Annotated in this window: 17 protein-coding genes; 16 read left to right on the top strand and 1 reads right to left on the bottom strand. The window is 32.9% G+C overall.

Annotated features, from left to right (window positions below; translation table 11 throughout):
* Positions 1-111: 111 nt before the first annotated feature.
* From mrdA to H3N56_RS06165, 12 genes are read left to right on the top strand one after another with little or no spacing between them, the layout of a single operon-like run.
* The gene (gene mrdA / locus H3N56_RS06220; RefSeq protein ID WP_185880383.1) at positions 112-1,899 is read left to right on the top strand and encodes a penicillin-binding protein 2; all 1,788 of its coding nucleotides are present in this window, start codon (positions 112-114) and stop codon (positions 1,897-1,899) included.
* Positions 1,900-3,759, top strand: a complete 1,860-nt coding sequence (locus H3N56_RS06215) for a ribonuclease J (protein ID WP_185880382.1) — start codon at positions 1,900-1,902, stop codon at positions 3,757-3,759. It begins immediately after the preceding gene.
* Between the two features lie 21 nt (positions 3,760-3,780).
* A complete protein-coding gene (gene yhbY, locus H3N56_RS06210; RefSeq protein ID WP_185880381.1) occupies positions 3,781-4,086 on the top strand; it encodes a ribosome assembly RNA-binding protein YhbY in 306 nt (101 codons plus the stop codon).
* Positions 4,087-4,117: 31 nt separating this feature from the next.
* Entirely contained in the window at positions 4,118-4,579 is a 462-nt protein-coding gene (locus H3N56_RS06205; protein WP_185880380.1) for a divergent PAP2 family protein, read from the top strand.
* Between the two features lie 10 nt (positions 4,580-4,589).
* Positions 4,590-6,410, top strand: coding sequence for a 1-deoxy-D-xylulose-5-phosphate synthase (gene dxs / locus H3N56_RS06200; protein WP_185880379.1), 1,821 nt, complete (start codon positions 4,590-4,592; stop codon positions 6,408-6,410).
* On the top strand, positions 6,394-7,230 hold the full coding sequence (locus tag H3N56_RS06195; protein WP_185880378.1) for an HD domain-containing protein: 837 nt from the start codon (positions 6,394-6,396) through the stop codon (positions 7,228-7,230). Before dxs ends, H3N56_RS06195 begins: the two co-directional genes overlap by 17 nt.
* A complete protein-coding gene (locus tag H3N56_RS06190; protein WP_185880377.1) occupies positions 7,230-8,036 on the top strand; it encodes a TlyA family RNA methyltransferase in 807 nt (268 codons plus the stop codon). Before H3N56_RS06195 ends, H3N56_RS06190 begins: the two co-directional genes overlap by 1 nt.
* Complete coding sequence (locus H3N56_RS06185; protein WP_185880376.1) at positions 8,033-9,307, top strand: S41 family peptidase; 1,275 nt, start codon at positions 8,033-8,035, stop codon at positions 9,305-9,307. Before H3N56_RS06190 ends, H3N56_RS06185 begins: the two co-directional genes overlap by 4 nt.
* 21 nt (positions 9,308-9,328) lie before the next feature.
* The gene (rsmI, locus tag H3N56_RS06180; protein ID WP_185880375.1) at positions 9,329-9,994 is read left to right on the top strand and encodes a 16S rRNA (cytidine(1402)-2'-O)-methyltransferase; all 666 of its coding nucleotides are present in this window, start codon (positions 9,329-9,331) and stop codon (positions 9,992-9,994) included.
* A 12-nt stretch (positions 9,995-10,006) separates the two neighbouring features.
* Entirely contained in the window at positions 10,007-10,903 is an 897-nt protein-coding gene (ylqF, locus tag H3N56_RS06175; RefSeq protein ID WP_185880374.1) for a ribosome biogenesis GTPase YlqF, read from the top strand.
* 13 nt (positions 10,904-10,916) lie between these two features.
* A complete protein-coding gene (locus tag H3N56_RS06170; protein WP_185880373.1) occupies positions 10,917-11,747 on the top strand; it encodes an NAD+ synthase in 831 nt (276 codons plus the stop codon).
* 22 nt (positions 11,748-11,769) lie between these two features.
* The gene (locus tag H3N56_RS06165) at positions 11,770-12,165 is read left to right on the top strand and encodes a hypothetical protein (RefSeq protein ID WP_185880372.1); all 396 of its coding nucleotides are present in this window, start codon (positions 11,770-11,772) and stop codon (positions 12,163-12,165) included.
* A 34-nt stretch (positions 12,166-12,199) separates the two neighbouring features.
* Here H3N56_RS06165 and H3N56_RS06160 read toward each other — a convergent pair whose 3' ends face one another.
* Positions 12,200-13,558 carry an OmpP1/FadL family transporter gene (locus tag H3N56_RS06160; RefSeq protein WP_185880371.1) on the bottom strand — a complete coding sequence of 453 codons (1,359 nt, stop codon included), beginning with the start codon at positions 13,556-13,558 and terminating at the stop codon, positions 12,200-12,202.
* 255 nt (positions 13,559-13,813) lie between these two features.
* On the opposite strand from H3N56_RS06160, the gene hrcA reads away from it, so the two are divergent.
* The 4 genes from hrcA (at position 13,814) to dnaJ (ending at position 18,516) form a co-directional block, all read left to right on the top strand.
* Positions 13,814-14,797, top strand: a complete 984-nt coding sequence (gene hrcA, locus H3N56_RS06155; protein ID WP_185880370.1) for a heat-inducible transcriptional repressor HrcA — start codon at positions 13,814-13,816, stop codon at positions 14,795-14,797.
* 1 nt (position 14,798) lies between these two features.
* Entirely contained in the window at positions 14,799-15,344 is a 546-nt protein-coding gene (grpE, locus tag H3N56_RS06150; RefSeq protein ID WP_185880369.1) for a nucleotide exchange factor GrpE, read from the top strand.
* 50 nt (positions 15,345-15,394) lie between these two features.
* Positions 15,395-17,206: a molecular chaperone DnaK gene (gene dnaK, locus H3N56_RS06145; RefSeq protein ID WP_185880368.1), complete on the top strand. Its 1,812-nt coding sequence runs from the start codon at positions 15,395-15,397 to the stop codon at positions 17,204-17,206.
* 113 nt (positions 17,207-17,319) lie between these two features.
* Entirely contained in the window at positions 17,320-18,516 is a 1,197-nt protein-coding gene (gene dnaJ, locus H3N56_RS06140; protein ID WP_185880367.1) for a molecular chaperone DnaJ, read from the top strand.
* The last annotated feature ends 56 nt before the right edge of the window (positions 18,517-18,572 follow it).

Genomic DNA, 18,572 nt, shown 5'->3' with positions numbered 1-18,572 from the left:
GTGGATATTATGGTATTTATTTAATGAGGTACATTTAAATTTATATCAAATAACAACTTCAATTACGGGATATTTTTTAGTTAACTATATATACATAAAAGGGGTTAGAAGATGAAAAAGAGTGATATTGATATCAAGATAGGTAGTGATTCTAGTTTTAGAAATCTTTTATATAGAATAGTTATATTTTTGATATTCGTACTTCTAGGATTGAGAATGTTTTACCTACAAGTTTTCCAAGAGGAAAAATACAAATATCTCTCAGAAAAAAATAGAGTGAAATTCAGAAGAGTTGACGCTCCAAGAGGAAACGTATATGATTCCGAAGGAGAGTTAATAGTAACTAATGGTGCGGGTTATAGATTAGTATACTTAAATGAAAGAACTATAGACGAGAAAACTTTAAATGAGATAAGTGAACTAACAGGTTACGATAATGAATATATTAAAAAAAGAGTAAAAAATGGAGAGATATTTCCATACACTAGAGAAAATGTTTTACTAGAGGATATGGATACAATGTCAGCTCATAAGATTATGGAAAAACTCCCAGAATATCCGTACCTACAAGTACAGACTTATTCGAAGAGAAAATACCTATTTGATGATTTAGCATCACACATACTAGGATATGTAAAAAAAATATCTTTAAAAGAGTATGAGGTTTTAAAGGAGAAAGGGTATTCTCCTAGAGATATCGTTGGTAAAGAAGGTGTTGAAAAGGTATATGATGAGAAACTTCAGGGTGAAGCTGGATTTGATTATATAGAAGTAAATGCCTTAAATAAAGCTCAAAAACTTATGAAAAATAAGGAACCTGTTCCTGGAGCAGATGTCCATTTATCAATAGACATGAGACTTCAAAGAGATATGGAAGCTATTTTTAGAGATGAGAAACTAACAGGAGCATTAATAGCTATGAATCCTAAAACAGGAGAAATGGTTACGATGGTTAGTTATCCAACATATTCTCTAAATACATTTAGCTCACAAATATCTGTAGAGGAGTGGAATGAGATAATAAAAGATCCAAGAAGACCTTTAAATAACAAGGTAGTTGCAGGAGAGTATCCGCCAGGTTCAACATTTAAACCATTTTCAGCTTTTTCTTTCTTAGAAAAAGGACTAGATCCTAAATTTAAAATCTATGACAATGGATATTATGAGATAGGTGCATGGAGATGGAAGGCATGGAAAGTTGGAGGACACGGATATACAGATATGAGAAAATCTATAATTGAATCAGTAAATCCATATTATTATAGATTTTCAGATCAATTTGGATATGAGGGAATAGTTGATGTTGCTGGGAACTTTGGTTTCGGGAAACGTACTGGGATAGATATTACAGGAGAAAGAGATGGTGTTTTACCAACTCCTACGTGGAAGAAAAAAGCATACAATCAAGGATGGTATAAAGGAGATACAATAAACTTATCAATAGGACAGGGTTATCTTTTGGTAACGCCGTTACAACTTGCTGTATCCTATGCAGGGCTTGCTAATAGAGGAGTTGCATACGTACCTCATGTAGTCAAATATTTAGAGATGAATGGAAAAAAAGAACCAGTAATTCCTGAAGTACTTTACAAAGTTTCTTATCCAAAAGATTATTATAAAGTAATGAATGATGCTCTTGTAGCAACGGTTGATGAATACAACGGAACAACAAAAGCTCTTAGAACAAAAGGATTAAAAGTAGCAGCAAAAAGTGGTTCTGCACAGAACTCACAGTTTAAATTGACTCACGCCTGGGTGGCGGGATATTTCCCAGCTGATGACCCCGAAATAGTTTTCACAGTTCTTTTAGAGGGAGCTGGTGGAGGAGGAGCAATGGCTGGTGGAGTAGCGAAAAAATTTGTGGATAAATATTTGGAATATTATGGTAAGGAGAAATAGATGAATTTAGAAAAAGAAAAAGTTGATACTACAACATCAGCGCCGAAGAAAAAATACAGATATAAAAAACCTAAAGCTGAAGTAGTAGAAAAAACAGAAGCTATAGAAAAAGAAACAAAAGAAATAAAAGAAGTTAAGGAAATAAAAGAGGTTAAAGAAGTTAAAGAGACTAAGGAAGTTAAAGAAGCTAAAGAGGAAAAAATGTATGTAATTCCACTTGGTGGATTGGATGAAGTTGGAAAAAATATGACTGTTATCCAATACAGAGATGAGATTATCATAGTTGACTCTGGAGTTACTTTCCCAGATGACGAGTTATTAGGAATAGATTTAGTTATTCCAGATTTCTCATATATCGAAAATAATAAAGATAAAGTAAAGGGAGTTTTCATAACTCACGGACATGAAGACCATATCGGTTCAATTCCATACCTTTACCAAAAGATAGATAAATCAATTCCAGTGTATGGAGGAAAACTAACTCTTGCTCTTATCAAATCTAAATTTGAAAATGGAGACTTCTCAAAAGAACTTCCTAAAATGAAAGAGGTTAAAGGTAGAAGTAGAGTTAAAGTTGGAAAATACTTTACAGTAGAGTTTGTAAAAGTTACTCACTCGATAGCTGATGCTTATTCAGTTGTAATAACAACTCCAGCAGGAGTAGTTATGTATACTGGAGACTTCAAGATCGATTTAACTCCAATTGATGGAGAGGGTGTTGACTTTGCAAGACTAGCTCAAATTGGTGAACAAGGAGTAGATTTACTACTATCTGACTCAACTAACTCAGAAATTGAAGGATTCACTCCTTCAGAAAGAAGTGTTGGAGAGGCATTTAAAGTTGAATTTGCTAAAGCTAAAGGAAGAATAATAATTGCTGCGTTTGCTTCGCATGTACATAGACTTCAACAAATAGTTAATATAGCTCATGAGTATGGAAGAAGAATTGCTATAGATGGAAGAAGTTTAATCAAAGTATTTGATATTGCTTCTAGACTTGGATATTTAAAACTTCCAGAAAATATAATGGTACCTTTAACTGATGTTGAAAAATTAAAGGATAACAAAGCTGTAATTTTATGTACAGGAACTCAAGGAGAGCCAATGGCTGCTCTTTCTAGAATTGCTAAAAATATGCATAAGCATACTAAGATAAAAGAGGGAGATACAGTAATAATTTCAGCAACACCAATTCCTGGTAATGAAAAAGCTGTTTCTAACAATATCAATAACCTTTTAAAATATGATGCAGAAGTTGTATTTAAAAAAGTTGCTGGAATCCACGTTTCAGGACACGGAAGTAAAGAAGAGCAAAGACTTATGTTAAATCTTATAAGACCTAAGCACTTTATGCCTGTGCACGGAGAATACAAAATGCTAAAGGCTCATAAAGAGACTGCAATTGAAACAGGAATTCCAAAGCAAAATGTTATCATAGCTTTAAATGGAAACAGAATAGAAGTTACAAAATCTAGTGCAAAAATAAAAGGTAAAGTTAATGCAGGAGCTACTCTTGTTGACGGACTTGGAGTTGGAGACATTGGAAATGTAGTTTTAAAAGATAGACAGCAATTATCTCAAGATGGAGTAGTTGTAATAGTATTTACTCTAAATAAAGAGACAGGAAAGCTTATAAGTGGTCCTGATATTGTAACAAGAGGATTTGTTTATTCGAAAGAATCAGAGCAAATATTAAATGAAGCAGCAGAAAGCATCAAAATTAAACTTCTGTCATACGAAGAAGCAGGAGTTAAAGATTGGGCGATATTAAAAAATAGTACTAGAGAAATTGCATCGAAATTTTTCTATAATAAAATAAAGAGAAATCCTGTGATTCTTCCAGTAATAATGGAAGTTTAATTAGGAATAAGAGGAGAAAAAATGAAATTAACAAGTAAGAAAAAAGCGTATTTAAGAAAGGCAGCTCATAATTTAGATCCACTATTTAGAATAGGTAAAGATGGATTTTCAGAAAGTTTAGCTCAAGGAATATTAGAAGCTATAACTCCAAGAGAGCTTATTAAAGTAAAAATACTTCAAAACTCAGAAGTTGAAAAGTATGAAATTGCAGAGCAAATCTGTGAAGCAATAGAAGCAGAAGTTGTTGGAATAATTGGAAGAACAATTATCTTATTCAAAGAAAATAAAGATAAACCTACAATTTCTTTAGAAATTAAAAGAATCTAAGAACTCTTAAAAAAATTGAGTGGGGGAGTTTATGCAAAGCGGAATAATATTTGGAAATAGAATTTTAGATGTTGTATTTGTAGCTTGGTTTATAGCTCAATTCTATAAGGTGGTAAGTTCAATATTTTTAGAACAAAAATTTAATATTAAAAGACTTTGGGAAACAGGAGGAATGCCTAGTTCACATTCCTCTACAGTTTCATCACTGACTACCTCTGTTGGAATAGCTTATGGAATGGAAAGTCCATTATTTGCAATAGCAATAGTATTTTCAGGAATAGTTATGTATGATGCAGCAGGTATAAGAAGAGCAGCAGGAAAACATGCTGGAATTATAAATACACTTTTAGATAAATTTGCATCTAAAATTGGTGAAAGAATTCATGACGAGAGATTGAAAGAACTTCTTGGGCATACTCCATTTGAAGTACTTGCAGGTGCGGCCCTAGGAATTGTAGTATCTCTTATGTTTACGTCATATATACAGGTTTAAGGACGGAAGAATGGTGAATAACAGGACGGATATAGAAAGATTAGAAAAAGAGAGCAAAGAAATAAGAGAGTTTTTAATAGAAAGTATCAGTAGAACTGGAGGCCATTTAGCACCAAACCTTGGTGTAGTTGAGCTGACACAGGTTTTACATGAAGTTTTCGAAAGTCCAAAAGATAAAATACTCTTTGATGTTGGACATCAATCTTATGTTCATAAGATTCTAACAGGAAGAAAAGATAGGTTTAGCACACTTCGTAAAAGAAATGGATTGGGACCTTTCATGGATCCCAAAGAGAGTGAGCATGATCCATTTATAACAGGACATGCCGGTTCTGCATTATCTGCTGGAGCAGGAATAGCTCTAGCCAATCCAGATTCTAAAGTTATAGTAGTCATAGGAGATGCTTCAATTTCTAACGGACACTCATTAGAAGCTTTAAATTATGTTGGGGGAAAGATAAAAAACCTGATAATAGTTTTAAATGATAATGAGATGTCAATTGGAAAAAATGTGGGATCTCTTTCTAGATTTTTTGGAAGACTTATGATAAGTAGTACATATATGAACATCCGTGAGGATATAAGGGTAGTAATTAAAAAAATAAAATTTGGTAAAAAAGTTACAGAAGTTTTGGAAAGAGTGGAGAACTCTCTTAAACAATTCTTTCTGCCTTTAAGTATTTCAGAAGAGTTAGGATATAAATTTTTAGGAGTTATAGATGGACATAATATAGAGGAACTTTTAGAGTGTTTTGAAAAAGCTAACTCAATGGAAGGACCAGTATTTGTGCATATAAAGACTCAAAAAGGAAAAGGATATCAGTTTGCAGAGGAAAATAAAGAAAAGTTTCATGGGATATCACCATTTGATTTGGAAACAGGTTCTGTAGATTCAGGAGATAAGAATTACTCAACAGTTTTCGGAGATAAAATTTTAAAAATGGCTGAAGAAGATAGTGATATTTATGCAATATCAGCTGCAATGGTTAAGGGAACAGGACTTAGCAAATTTTATGAAAAGTATCCGGATAGATGTATAGATGTAGGAATAGCTGAAGGTCACTCTGTAACCTTTGCTGGTGGACTTGCTATATCTGGAAAAAAACCATATGTAGCCATATATTCTACATTTTTGCAAAGGGCATATAGTCAATTGATACATGACATATCTTTGCAAAATTTACCAGTAAGATTTATTGTTGATAGAGCGGGAATAGTCGGTGAGGATGGAAAAACTCATCAAGGAATTTATGACATTGGATTTTTCAATCAAATTCCTAACTATTTGGTTATTGCTCCAACTACAGGTAAAGAGTTAGAAGAAGTTCTGAAATTCTCTAAAGATTATGAAAAGGGACCTATTGCAATTAGATTCCCAAGAGGAAAAGCTTTTGAGATAGATGGAGACACATCGTTTGAACTTGGAAAATGGAGAGTTTTAAAAAACGGAGAAAAAAATCTGTTTATAGCAACAGGATCTATGGTTAAAGAAATTATGAGCATAGAAAAAGGTCTAGAAGAATTAGGAATAGACGGAACTGTTGTTTCAGCAGCTACTATAAAACCTTTAGATGAAAACTTTCTTTTATCTGAGACTAAAAAATATGATAATATTTTTGTCTTAGAGGAAGGGTATGAAAATAATGGATTTGGTTCTGCTGTTCTTGAATTTTTAAATAAAAACAATATTTGTAAAAAAGTAGTTAAAGTTGCACTGGATAGCGGATATATACCGCACGGGACAAGAGAAGAAATTATGGTAGAAAACGGACTTAGAGGAAAAAAATTAATGGATAGAATAGAGGTCAATATTAATGCAGAAAAACAATAACAAGGCGTTAAAATTTATAGAAACGCTTTTAGATCATGAAATGATATTAGATTTAGATATGTATGAAGATCAAGGTGTAAAAGTAACAACACATACATACGATGTACTGAAAATATCTTTTGATGAAATAAAAAGAGACTATAGAGATTTAAATGAAGGTAAAGAAAGAGTAGATTTTTTCTCTATAGTAGTTGGAGTTATAATCCACGATTTGAGTAAAGGAAGTATCAGAAAATCAGAAGAAAAACTTTCGCACTCTCAAATGATGATAAAAAAACCTGAATACATTACTAAAGAAGCTGAAAACGTTTTAGTTGCAGTAGAAGAAGGACTTGGAGTTAGAATAGTTGAAAAAATGAGAAAGAATATTATACATATAGTTATTTCTCACCACGGTAAATGGGGAAAAATTCAACCTAATACAAAAGAGGCTCATATAGTTCATAGAGCCGATATGTACTCAGCAAAATATCATAGAATAAATCCAGTAGGAGCAGATAAAGTTTTAGCTCTAATGGCTATGGGAGTACAAATAGATGATATCGCTAAGAATTTAGGATGTACATCAGGAATTATAAAAGATAGATTAAAAAGAGCAAAACAGGAATTGAGACTTAAAAACACAAAACAGCTGATTAATTACTATAAGAAGAATAAGAAAATCCCTATTGGAGATGATTTCTTCACAAAACGTGTAAGAGAAACTGAAAAACTTATAAGAGCCGTGGATAGAGAAGGTTTTAAAAATCTTGTAATGGAAAATCAATTGCTTGAATATTTAGAAGACAATAAGATTTTTGAGGAGGCTGTTGGAGAATAATGAAAGAACGTTTAGATATATTACTAGTAGAAAAGGGATTCTTTGATACTAGAGAGAAAGCAAAAAGAGCTATTATGGCTGGAAATGTAATTGTAAACGAAAAGAAAATAGATAAAGCTGGAACTCTTATAAAAACAGACGAAGAGCCTGTAATTAGAGTAAAAGGGGATAACTGTAAATATGTAAGTAGAGGTGGATTAAAGTTAGAGAAGGCTTTAACTGCTTTTAATATGGACTTTACAGATAAGGTAGTTTTAGATATCGGAGCTTCAACTGGTGGATTTACTGATTGTGCTCTACAAAACGGAGCTAAATTTGTTTACTCTGTAGATGTTGGAACAAACCAACTTGACTGGAAACTTAGAAACGATCCAAGAGTTAAATCTTTAGAAAATAAACATATAAAAGATTTAACATCAGAAGATTTAGATAATAGCAAAATTGACATAATGGTTATGGATGTATCTTTCATATCAATTACGAAAGTTTTCGAACATTTAAAGAAATTCTTTAACGAAGACACAAAACTTATGGCCCTTATAAAACCACAATTTGAGGTTGGAAAGGAAAATATAGAAAAAGGTGGAATAGTAAGAGATAGTAAAAAACATTTGATGGCAATAGAGATGGTTGTAGAATCTGCAAAACAACATAATTTACAGTTGAAAGCCTTAGATTTTTCACCTATTACTGGAACCAAAGGAAATGTTGAGTATATTTCGATATTTACTCTAGGTGATAAGGAGAGCTCTGTAAACATTGAACATGTTGTCAATCAAGGAAAAAACTTGGGAGGGGCTGTATGATAAAATTTTTAAAAAGCAAGGGGCTTATTCTACTATTATCAGCAACGATTTCAACAGTAGGATTTACACAGGATAACAGTGGATTTTTATCAAATATCAAAGAATTGAAAGAACTCTCGGATATAATGGATATATTAAAAGCTAATCACGTGGGAGAAAAAGAACCAACCAAGCAGACTATGATGCAAGGTGCTTTGAAAGGAATGATGGAATCTTTAGATGATCCACATTCTAATTATTTTACATCGGAAGAACTAGAGAGTTTTAAAGAGGATATTCAAGGGAAATACCCAGGGGTTGGAATGGTTATTCAAAAGAAAACTGACGAACCTTTGGTAGTAGTTTCACCAATAGAAGATACTCCAGCATATATAGCTGGAATAAAAGCTAAGGATAAAATCATAGCTATCGATGGAGTTGGAACATACAACATCACTAGCGAAGAGTGTGTTAAGAAGTTAAAGGGAGAACCTGGTTCAGAAGTTAAACTTACAGTTTATAGAGAATCAGCAAAAGAAACAAAAGAAGTAACACTAAAAAGAGCAATAATCGAATTGAAATATGTTAAGAGCAGAATGCTTGATAAAAATATAGGTTATTTAAGATTAACTCAGTTTGGAGAAAATGTTTATCCAGATGTTAAAGTAGCTCTTGAAAAACTACAAAAAGAAGGAGCTAAAGGAATAGTTTTAGATTTAAGAAGTAATCCAGGTGGAGCTCTAGATCAAGCTATAAAAATAGGTTCTATGTTTATAAAAGATGGAAGAATAGTTAGTACTAAAGGTAAAGTTGGAGAAGAACAGGTTTCAAATAGAGAGGGAAAATATTTTGGTGATTTCCCACTTGTAGTTCTTATAAACGAGGGAAGTGCTTCAGCTTCTGAAATAGTTGCTGGTGCAGTGAAAGACCATAAAAGAGGAAAACTAATCGGAGAAAAGAGTTTTGGAAAGGGAAGTGTGCAAACTCTTATACCTTTACCAGACGGAGATGGAATTAAATTAACTATAGCTAAATATTATACTCCAAGTGGAGTTTCAATCCATGGTGTAGGTATCGAACCTGATATTAAGATAGAAGAAAAAGATGACTTCCTATTCTTTGATGGATTTGTAACTAACGTGAATGAAGACGAAACTAAAGAGAGTAGAAATAAAGTGATTGAGCAAGTTAAAGGTAAGGAAGAAGCAGATAAAATGGCTCATAAAACTGACTTACAACTTGAAACTGCAATTTCAACTATAAAAGCTATGTTAGCAGGAGAGAAAAAATAATAAAGAGAAAGGCAGGAAGCAATGTTATATATTGTAGCAACACCAATAGGTAATTTAGAGGATATAACTCTAAGAGCCATCAGAATATTGAAAGAGGCAAATTTTATATTTGCTGAAGATACAAGAGTAACTAGAAAACTACTAAATCATTTAGAGATAAAAAATACTGTTTATAGATATGATGAGAATACTAAGATGCACCAAATTTCAAACATAATAAATATGTTAGAGAATGGAAACACTGTAGCTATAGTTACAGATGCAGGAACACCATGTATTTCTGATCCAGGTTGGGAACTTGTAGATGAAGCTCATAAAAAAGGAATAAAAGTAGTTCCAATTCCTGGAGCTAGTGCTATGACTGCTGCTGCTTCAGCTGCTGGAATCTCAACTAGAAGGTTTTGTATGGAGGGATTCCTACCTAAGAAAAAAGGAAGACAAACACTATTAAAAAAACTTGCAACAGAAGAAAGAACAATGATAATTTTTGAATCTCCTCATAGAATTGAAAAAACTCTAAAAGATATAGAAACTTTTATAGGCGTTAGAGAAGTTGTTATAGTAAGAGAGATTACTAAAATATACGAAGAGATTTTAAGAGGAACGACTACAGAGCTTATTGAAAAGTTAAGTAAGAATCCTATTAAAGGAGAGATTGTTCTTCTAGTTAAGGGAACAGAAGAATAAGGAGGACATAATATGTCAATGACAAAAATAAACTGGTACCCAGGCCATATGAAAAAAACAAAGGATTTAATAAAGGAGAACCTTCCACTTATAGATATAGTTCTAGAAGTAGTGGATGCTAGAATACCTTTATCAAGTAAGAATCCTGATATAGCAACATTTGCTAAACATAAAAAAAGGGTAATAGTTATAAATAAATCAGATTTAGTTACAAAAGAAGAGATAAATTACTGGAAAAAGTTCTTTAAAGAGAATAATTTTGCTGATGAGGTATTAGAGCTTTCAGCAGAAACTGGATTTAACATAAAAGCACTTTATACTATAATAGATAAAGTTTCAGCAGAGAAAAAAGAAAAAATGCTGAAAAAAGGTCTTAGAAAAGTAAATACAAGACTTATGATAGCTGGAATACCTAACGTTGGAAAATCTAGACTTATCAACAGAATTGTTGGTAAAAACAGTGCTGGGGTTGGAAACAAACCAGGATTTACTAGAGGAAAGCAATGGGTAAGAATCAAAGAGGGACTAGAACTTCTAGATACTCCAGGAATACTATGGCCAAAATTTGAAAATGAAGAGGTTGGAATGAACCTTGCAATAACTGGAGCTATAAGAGATGAAATTCTTCCAATAGATGAAGTTGCTTGCAGACTTATAGATAGAATGATGGAAATGGGAATGAAAAATGTATTGAAAGAAAAGTATAAACTTTTAGATGAGGACTTCGATCAAGTTACTGGAGCAATCATCGAAAGTATAGCTCTTAGAATGAATATGTTACAAAAGGGTAATATTCCAAATGTTCAACAAGCAACTTACACAGTGTTAAGAGATTACAGAGCTTGTAAACTTGGAAAGTTCGGACTGGATAGAGATTTAGCAGAGAGCATAAAAAACGATTACAAATAGAGTGAGGTAAACCATGAAAGACAAAGACAAATTGAATTTGAATTTAGAAATGGTTGAGAATATTCTTGTAGATTTTTTAAGAGAAGAAGTTAATAAGGTAGGATTTGAAAAAGTTGTTTTGGGGCTTTCAGGAGGAATAGACTCAGCAATAGTTGCTTATCTTGCTGCTAGAGCTTTTGGACCAGAAAATGTACTTGGAATAATGATGCCATATAAAACTTCAAGCAAGGAGAGCGTAGAGCACGCTAAACTTGTGGTGGAAGATTTAGGGATTAAAAGTGAACTTATAGAGATTACTCCTATGGTTGAGCCATACTTTGAGATGAATAAAGATATGGACGGACTTAGAAAAGGAAATAGAATGGCAAGAGAGAGAATGTGTATTCTCTTTGATTATTCTGCTAAGGAAAAAGCATTAGTTCTAGGAACTTCTAATAAGACAGAATTACTACTTGGATATAGTACTCAATTTGGAGATGGAGCCTCGGCTATAAATCCAATTGGAGATCTATATAAAACTCAGATATGGGAACTTTCAAGACATATGGGTGTTCCAACACCACTTATTGAGAAAAAACCAAGTGCTGATTTGTGGGAAGGACAAACTGACGAGAGTGAGCTTGGATTTTCATACAAAATGGCAGATGAAATTTTATATAGACTAATAGATGAAAGATATACTAAGGAAGAGATTTTAGAGGAGGGATTTGAATCCAGTATTATAGATAGTATAATAAGAAGGATGAAAATGTCTCAGTATAAAAGGAAACTTCCAGTTATAGCTAAAATTTCTACTAGGACGATTGGAAGAGAGTTTAGGTACCCAAGAGATTGGGGAGTATAATTTAACTTAAAAGGGGGAACTAATGAGAGGAGAGGAACAACTAAGGGAAGAAGTACAAGAGTTTCAAAAAGAAAAAGAAAGAATAAGAAATATTGTTGGGCAAGTAGGTGGAGCTGGAAATAAGCAAAATAAGATTGTAAACCTTTTACTTATAGGGATTATCATTGCTCTTTTAGTAATCGGAGGAATTTTTAGCAGAATAAGTCCGACTCTAACACTGCAACTTGCTATACTGCTTGGAATATTTAAACTTATTTGGATGTTCTATGAATCACAAAGAGCAAGTCACTTTCAATTTTGGATCTTGAATTCTTTAGAGTTTAGAATAAATGAAATTCATAAAAGAATTAAAAAGATAGAAAAAGAGTTAAATGAAGCAAAGGTAAAACAAACAGTAGAATCACAAGAAGGTGAATAGATAAAAAAAGGATGCATTATCGCATCCTTTTTTTTTAATTAAATTTATATATTCCAGCTAAACCAATAGCTTCTACATGCTTTTCATATTTTATTCCTGTTATTGAAGATGTTCCTGAATGGTAGAATACTGATGCAAGAGATGCCATTAAATCTAGATTTTCACTATATTTGTATTTAGCTCCAATTCCATATAAATCAGCATTTAGAGCATAGTCAGTATCTTTGTAAGTTTTACTGTTAGCTCCAGTATCAGTATACTGATAACCAGCCATAAGAGTCCATTTTGGATTTAGGATATAATCTATACCTACACCAATTTCATATCCATTGCTATAGTTATCATATGCTCCAAAATCATCTCCAGCATCTTTTATGAAGTAATAGTTTCCAGAAAGAAGAAGAGTTGTTCTTTCACTATACTTGTAACTGGCTCCTAAACTTGCCATAGCTGGAAGATTTCTTCTTCCTTTCTTATCGTGTGTCCATTCGTATACAGCGGGATTGTTGGCGATATCGTTATATATTCCATCTCCGATAGAAGTATTAGTTCCAGGAATTTTTATTCCTCCCATCCCCATATTTAAATCATTTCTAAAATTATTTAGATTTTTCTCATTAGTTTTGAAATCAAGTTCCATTTCAGATTCGTAACGGAAACCTATATTTAGTTTGCTATTTGGTTGATAGTTAAGACCTAAAAGTCCACTAAATCCTTGAGCAGTTCTTTCTGAATCTATATCAAATGTTGGATAAGTTTTGTTATTTGCAAGATTTAATTCAAAGTTTCCTTTTCCTTTAAGGTTTCTAGTGGCATTTACATAACGAAGTCCAAGAGAGAAACTAAGTTCATCATTTATCTTTTGTGCAATTCCACCTTGTAGGGCAACATAGTATGAAGATCCTTTGACTTTATTTCCATCTAGGAATGTAGCTCCAACTTGGTCACTTAGTCCTAGAGGTGCAAATTTATTTTTTAGTGATGAGTTAATTGTATTTCCCATATATTCAAAAGTTCCAAGTCCACCTTCATATCCAACATTTCCACCACCAGCTAAAGCTCCGATATGGAAAAAGTATGATGTTCCGTTATTAGCATGAACAAGTTGCATACTAGGAACTATAGGAGAGGGCTTATCACTTTCAAATTTTCTATCATTTATTTCCATTTTATAAGTTTTAAAGTGTGTTTGATTATTAATTTGTAAGTAAGTTCCATTTTCTAAAAAAGCTGTTCCAGCGGGATTATAGTATGCTGAAGATGCTCCAATTTTACCAGTTAAGGCTGGATGAGCAAAATATTCAGCGTCTTGTTGTGAAAGATAATCGATACTTCCAGCCATGCTTTCAGTTGAAACAAGTAGAGCAGATGCTATTAGTAATTGTTTTTTCATAAAATTTTATTTCCTCCGTCGATTTAAAATAATAAAAAAGTTGTTATTTTATAAAATCGTAATAACCCACATTATATTATAAAAATCCTTATAAATCAATAATTTTATTATTACACCGATATAATAAAAGGTGTAATATTAAAAATTTTTTCAATAATTTTATTGACATTAAAAAAAAAATAGGTTATATTTTTAATGTAATTGATTAGCACTCGATTGAAGTGAGTGCTAACAAAAAGATAAAGGGTGGTCATTATGCCTGTAACTGAGAGAGAAAAATTAGTTTTAAACGCTATAATAGATTTCTACTTAACTCATGGAGAAACAATTGGGTCTAGAACTCTAGTAAAAAAATATAATATAAATCTTTCTTCAGCAACTATCAGGAACGTAATGGCTGACTTAGAAGATATGGGATACATATCAAAGACTCATACTTCTTCTGGGAGGATCCCAACTGATACGGGCTATAAATATTATTTAGATGAACTTTTAAAAATTGAAAAGTTGTCTAGAGAAGAAAAAGCTAGGATAGATTTAGTATATGAGAATAGAATGAGAGAACTGGACTCAGTTTTACAAAAGACTTCTAGCTTATTATCTAAACTAACAAACTATACTGGGATTGTTATAGAACCGAATCACCATAAAGAGAAAATAAAAAAAATTGAACTTGTTCACATTGACGATTTTATGGCTATGGCAGTCATAGTTATGGAGAACAAAGCTATCAGAACTAAGAAGATATTTTTAGAAGAGAGAGTGACAAGAGAGCATCTCATGGAATTATCAATTTCTTTAAATGAGAGAATTCAAAATGACGATTTAGACAGTCATGAAGTGGATGGAATCATAAAAGGAATATATGAAGAGGTCGAAGGAAAGTTATTCTTAGAAAATACTTCAGTGATGTTCAAAGATAAGCAAGTAAATGAAATTTCAGATGTACTTGAACTTTTCAGTAAACAAAAAGGTATTAAAGAACTATTAGAAGAAGTTATAAAAACAAAGACTCATAAATACGGGACAGTAAATGTATTGATGGGAGAAGAGCTTCCTATAAAGGGGCTTGAAGATTACAGCTTTGTATATTCGGTCTATAAGCTTGGAGATTCTCAAGGAATTATAGGGGTCATGGGACCAAAGCGGATGGCTTATTCAAGGACAATGGGACTTATACAACATGTTACAGAAGAAGTGAATAAAGTTATAAAGGAAATTGGAAAAGAAGGAGAATAAGATGGCAGAAAAGGAAATGAATGAAGAGCTAATGAACGAAGAGCTAGTGAATGAAGAAATAGTAAATGAAGAAGTTTCAACTGAACAAGTTCAAGCTGAGGATATTGCAAAATTAAAAGCAGAACTAGATGATTGGAAGAGTTCATACCTTAGAAAGCAAGCTGAATTCCAAAACTTTACTAAGAGAAAAGAAAAAGAATTTGATGATTTAAAAGCATATGCATCTGAAAAGGTAGTAGTAAAGCTTTTAGACATAATAGATAATCTAGAAAGAGCTATATCTGCATCTGAAGAGAACAAAGATTTTGATTCTCTAGTAAAAGGAGTAGAATTAACTCTATCACAAATGAAAAATACAGTTTCTAGTGAAGGTGTAGAAGCAATTGATGGAAAAGGACAAAAGTTTGATCCACATATGCATATGGCAGTTGCCGTAGAAGAATCACCAGATTTTGAAAATGATGTAATAATAGAAGAGTTTCAAAAAGGCTACAAAATGAAGGGCCGTGTTATCAGACCCTCTATGGTTAAAGTGTGTAAAAAATAAACTTAAAGAGATTTTTATAAATTTAAAGAAATTTTAGGAGGTATATTTAAATGGCTAAAATAATCGGAATTGACTTAGGAACAACAAACTCATGTGTTTCAGTAATGGAAGGAGGATCTCCTACAGTTATACCAAATGCAGAGGGAGCAAGAACTACTCCATCAGTTGTAAGTATAAAAGACAACGGTGAAATAATAGTTGGAGAGATTGCAAAAAGACAATCAATAACAAATCCAGCATCAACTATATCATCAATTAAAACTCATATGGGTACAGACTATAAAGTGACTATTCACGGAAAACAATATACTCCACAAGAAATATCAGCAATGATTCTTAAAAAATTAAAATCAGATGCAGAAGCTTACTTAGGAGAAACTATAACAGAAGCTGTTATAACAGTTCCAGCTTACTTTACAGATGCTCAAAGACAAGCAACTAAAGATGCTGGAGTAATCGCAGGATTAGACGTTAAGAGAATAATAAACGAACCTACAGCAGCGGCTCTAGCTTACGGATTAGAGAAAGTAACAAAAGAGGAAAAAGTATTAGTATTTGACCTTGGTGGAGGAACATTTGACGTTTCAGTTCTAGAAATCGGAGACGGAGTAATCGAAGTTATATCTACTTCTGGAAACAACCATCTTGGAGGAGACAATTTTGACGATGCTATAGTTGAATGGTTAATCGCTGAATTCAAAAAAGAAACAGGAATTGATTTAAGATCAGATAAAATGGCATACCAAAGATTAAAAGATGCTGCTGAAAAAGCTAAAAAAGAGTTATCAACTCTAATGGAAGCTCATATTTCACTTCCATTTATCACTATGGATGCAAGCGGACCAAAACATTTAGATTTAAAATTAACTAGAGCTAAGTTCAATGACTTAACTAAATCACTAGTTGAAGCAACTCAAGGACCAACTAAAGATGCTCTTCAAGCTGCTGGATTAAAGCCATCAGAAATCAATGAAATCTTATTAGTTGGAGGATCTACAAGAATACCAGCTGTTCAAGAGTGGGTAGAAGAGTACTTTGGTAAAAAACCAAACAGAGGAATAAACCCAGATGAGGTTGTTGCTGATGGTGCTGCTATACAAGGTGGAGTATTAATGGGAGACGTTAAAGACGTTCTATTACTAGACGTAACTCCATTATCACTTGGATTAGAAACTCTTGGAGGAGTATTTACAAAAGTAATTGAGAGAAATACAACTATACCAGTTAAAAAATCTCAAGTATTCTCAACAGCTGTTGATAACCAACCAGCAGTTTCAATCAACGTACTTCAAGGTGAAAGAGCAAAAGCTTCTGATAACCATAAATTAGGAGAGTTCAGTCTAGAAGGAATTCCAGCTGCTCCAAGAGGTGTACCTCAAATTGAAGTAACATTTGATATAGATGCCAATGGTATCGTACACGTATCAGCTAAAGATTTAGGAACAGGAAAAGAGAATAAAGTTACAATCTCTGGATCAACTAATCTATCAGCAGATGATATCGAAAGAATGAAAAAAGATGCAGAAGCTAACGAAGCTGAAGATAAGAAATTCAAAGAGTTAGTTGAAACTAGAAACAAAGCAGATATGCTAATTGGTTCTACTGAATCTTCTCTAAAAGATTATGCAGACAAAGTAACTGAAGAGGAAAAAGCAGCTATAGAGAAAGCTGTAGAAGAACTTAAAGCTGTTAAAGATACTGATGATAAAGATGCTATAGAAAAAGCTATAGAAGAGTTATCAAAAGCTGCTCATAAACTAGCTGAAGAAATCTACAAAAATACTCAAGCACAGCATGGTGGAGAACAGCACTCAGAACAAGCAACTAAAGAAGATGTTGCAGATGCAGAGATAGTTGACTAATTCCCCTAAATAATAGATAATGTATAGGAAGACTTAGCCACAATTTACAGGGTAAATTTGTGGCTTGTCTTCATATCTAACATAAAATAACTAGAGAAGGAGAATCCAATATAATGGCAAAACAAGATTTTTATGAGATGTTAGGAGTTTCAAAAGATGCTTCTGAGTCTGAAATAAAGAAAGCCTACAGAAAAGCTGCGATGAAATATCATCCTGATAAATTCAGTAATGCTACTGAAAAAGAGACAAAGGAAGCAGAGGCAAAATTTAAAGAAATTAATGAAGCTTACCAAGTCCTTTCTGACAGTAATAAAAAAGCTCAATATGATAGATTTGGTCACTCTGCTTTTGAACAAGGCGGTGGCGGAGCTGGAGCTGGAGCTGGCGGAGGTTTCGGAGGTTTCAGTGGTGGTTTTGGAAATTTCGATGACATTGGAGACATCTTTAGCTCATTCTTTGGAGGAGGAGCTGGAGGCGGTGGCGGATTTGGTGGCGGTGGCTACGGTGGTGGATCTAGAGCCCCAGAACCCGGTGACGACTTAAGATATAATGTTGAAATAACTTTAGAAGAAGCTGCAAACGGTGTTGAAAAAACAATAAAATACAGAAGACAATCTGAGTGTAAAACATGTCATGGAACAGGAGCCGAAAAAGGTTCTAAGATGAAGACATGTCCAAAATGTGATGGAGCTGGAGCAATCCATGTAACTCAAAGAACTATGTTTGGAAATTTCCAAACTACTCAAGAATGTGATACATGTCATGGAACAGGAGAAATTCCTGAGCACAAGTGTAAAACATGTCATGGAACAGGTATTTCATCAGAAGTTGTAGAAAGAAAAGTTAATATTCCAGCAGGAATAGATGATGGACAAAAGCTTAGACTTTCTGGAATGGGAAATGCAAGTACTGAGGGTGGACCAAACGGAGACTTATACATCTATATTAAAGTAAAACCTCATCCATTCTTTGAAAGAAGAGGAGAGGATATAATATGTGAAGTACCAATCACATATGCAACTGCAACATTAGGTGGAGAAGTTGAAATACCAACGCTAAAAGGTAAGAAAAATATAAAAATACCAGCAGGAACTCAAAATGAAAAGATGTTTAAACTTAAAGGAGAGGGAATTCAAAATCCAAGAAGTCCTTATAAGGGAGATCAGCTTGTAAAAGTTCATATAGAAATTCCAACAAACTTAAATGAAGATCAAATGGACCTACTTAGAAAGTTTGACGAAAGTTTAAAAGACAAAAATTACAAAGCAAACAAGACATTTATCGATAAGTTAAAGGATTTCTTTTCTTAAAATATTGAAAAGATGAGTTTGCTATGCTATACTTAAATTGAATTTTAAAATATGGG

It is taken from the genome of Cetobacterium sp. 2A (assembly GCF_014250685.1).
Taxonomy (GTDB): Bacteria; Fusobacteriota; Fusobacteriia; order Fusobacteriales; family Fusobacteriaceae; genus Cetobacterium.
Note: the sequence above shows the minus strand (reverse complement) of the source record. Positions and strands in the feature narration are given on the sequence as shown.